The sequence below is a fragment of the Vibrio sp. Vb0937 genome (assembly GCF_033338855.1).
In genome coordinates this window covers 1-2,251 of record NZ_JAWOTK010000078.1, presented here as the reverse complement: position 1 = coordinate 2,251, position 2,251 = coordinate 1, and the positions used below count along the sequence as shown (strand labels likewise).

The following is a 2,251-nucleotide window of genomic DNA, read 5'->3' as shown; positions in this document are numbered from 1 at the left end:
TGGAGTGGCATATTGTTTGATCCCTCGTTTGCAAATTACTGATGAGCTAGAGCAAGGCTCGTTAATTGATATTACGCCTGGCTTCCTGATGTCTTATCGTATTTATTGGCATCATTGGCAGCTGGAAACTGGCGTATTGCAGGAGATTTCACAAGCGATTGTCAATTATGCACAGCGTCATTTACCACAGTAGTGATTGAATAGACGACCATTTCTGACGAATATTAAATGACGAATGGTTGAAATTACACCAAAGTTACACAGTCAAAGTTGTGTTAGAAGTGAAGTTAGGAGCTTGGATAATCACCGGAAGTTTCTATTATGAAACCACTTACTCCTACAGCTCGGCGACTTAACAAAGTCGGTGATTCTGATTTGTGGAGACACTTCACTATTGATATGGATGGATTTGTCGAATGAAACTGTATTCGTGTTTGCTGGCTTCAGCTCTTAGTCTTAGCAGTGTTTCAGTCTTGGCTGATGTGCCTGAATTTGCTCACGTAACAACAACGGGTTACGGTGAGGTGGTCGCAACACCAGACATGGCGACCTTTTCTGTAAAAGTGGTGGATACCACCATGACAGCGGAACAAGCAAAACAATCAGTCGATAAAACAGTCGAAGATTTTCTCCAATATCTGTCTGATGCTGGTTTATCAAAGGACAATATCACCAGCTCAAACCTGTATCTTGCGCCTCAGTATCACTACCCTAACTCGGGCAAAGCGGAGTTGGTTGGATACAGAGCATCACGCAGCATCAATGTAACAGTGACAGATTTAGCCGATCTTAACCAGTATTTGGATATGGCGTTGAAAGCTGGCATTAATCAGGTCGACAACATCCAATTGAAAGTGAGCAATCAAGCGGAATATCAACAAAAAGCGCGCATGGCTGCGATCAAAGATGCGAGAGAAAAAGCGGCATCGCTTGCATCTGGCTTTGATAAAAAACTCGGCGGCATCTGGCAAATTAACTATAACCAAATGCATGTACAGCCTGTGTTGATGCGCTCAATGGCGATGGACAGCAAGCAAGGTTCGAACAGTTACCAAGACTCGACTCTTGTAATTCGTGACCAAGTGGATGTGGTTTACAAATTAAAATAATTTGTTTTGGTAACACAAAAAGAAAAGGCAGGGATAATCCCTGCCTTTGTTGTATGGATTCTTCTTAATGAAGAATACGAGCACGAATCGTGCCTTCAATGCTTTTCAGCTTAGTTAGTGCTTCTTCTGAACGCTCAGTTTCCACATCAATAACTACGTAGCCGATCTCAGCTTCAGTTTGTAGGTACTGCGCTGCGATGTTGATGCCTTCTTCTGCGAAGATGGTGTTAATTTGAGTCAGAATACCTGGGCGGTTTTTGTGAATGTGCAGCAAGCGAGAGCACTCACGACCGTGTTCAGGCAGAGATACTTCAGGGAAGTTAACGCTTGATAGTGTTGAACCATTATCTGAATATTTCGCCAGTTTACCCGCTACTTCCACGCCGATGTTTTCTTGTGCTTCTTGAGTAGAGCCGCCCACGTGTGGCGTTAGAATGACGTTATCGAATTTCTGTAGTGGAGATTCAAACGGGTCAGCGTTTGTTTTTGGTTCAACTGGGAATACGTCGATTGCTGCGCCAGCTAAGTGACCTGCTTCTAGGCTGTGGCAAAGCGCAGGAATATCAACAACGGTACCGCGAGCGGCGTTGATGAAGATTGCGCCAGGCTTCATGCGAGCAAATTCTTCTTCGCCCATCATATTCTTCGTTTCAGGTGTTTCTGGTACGTGCAGCGAAATAACATCACATTTGTTTAGCAGCTCGCTCATCGTATGGATTTGCGTTGCGTTGCCAAGTGATAGTTTGTTTTCGATATCGTAGTAGTAAACGCGCATACCTAAGTTTTCAGCAATAATGCCCAGCTGAGTACCGATATGGCCGTAACCAATGATACCAAGGCGTTTACCACGCGCTTCGTAAGAGTTGTCTGCGCTCTTCTTCCAAATACCACGGTGTGCCAAGGCGTTCTTTTCAGGAATCCCACGAAGGAGCAGAAGAATCTGACCAAGCACGAGTTCTGCTACACTTCGTGTGTTTGAAAACGGTGCATTGAATACAGGAATGCCACGTTTTGCCGCCGCACCAAGATCGACTTGGTTAGTTCCGATACAAAAACAGCCAATCGCAACCAGTTTGTTTGCCGCATTGATCACTTCCTCGGATAGATTCGTTCGGGAGCGGATACCGATGAAGTGCGTATCT

General features: G+C 44.8%; 2 protein-coding genes and 1 pseudogene. 2 read left to right on the top strand and 1 reads right to left on the bottom strand.

Annotated elements, in window-relative coordinates:
- Window positions 1–193: pseudogene (locus tag R7P67_RS23220) on the top strand (ArgP/LysG family DNA-binding transcriptional regulator); the annotation flags it as partial.
- Between the two features lie 223 nt (window positions 194–416).
- Window positions 417–1,109, top strand: a complete 693-nt coding sequence (locus R7P67_RS23215) for an oxidative stress defense protein (protein WP_318086116.1) — start codon at window positions 417–419, stop codon at window positions 1,107–1,109.
- A gap of 64 nt (window positions 1,110–1,173) precedes the next feature.
- On the opposite strand, the gene serA is transcribed toward R7P67_RS23215, so the two are convergent.
- Window positions 1,174–2,251: phosphoglycerate dehydrogenase (serA, locus tag R7P67_RS23210; protein WP_318086115.1), on the bottom strand; the 1,078-nt coding region annotated here is incomplete at its 5' end.

What these genes read in the sequence shown, in the direction of transcription:
- R7P67_RS23215 (WP_318086116.1), top strand. Translation starts at nt 417, where the DNA reads ATGAAACTGTATTCGTGTTTGCTGGCTTCAGCTCTTAGTCTTAGCAGT.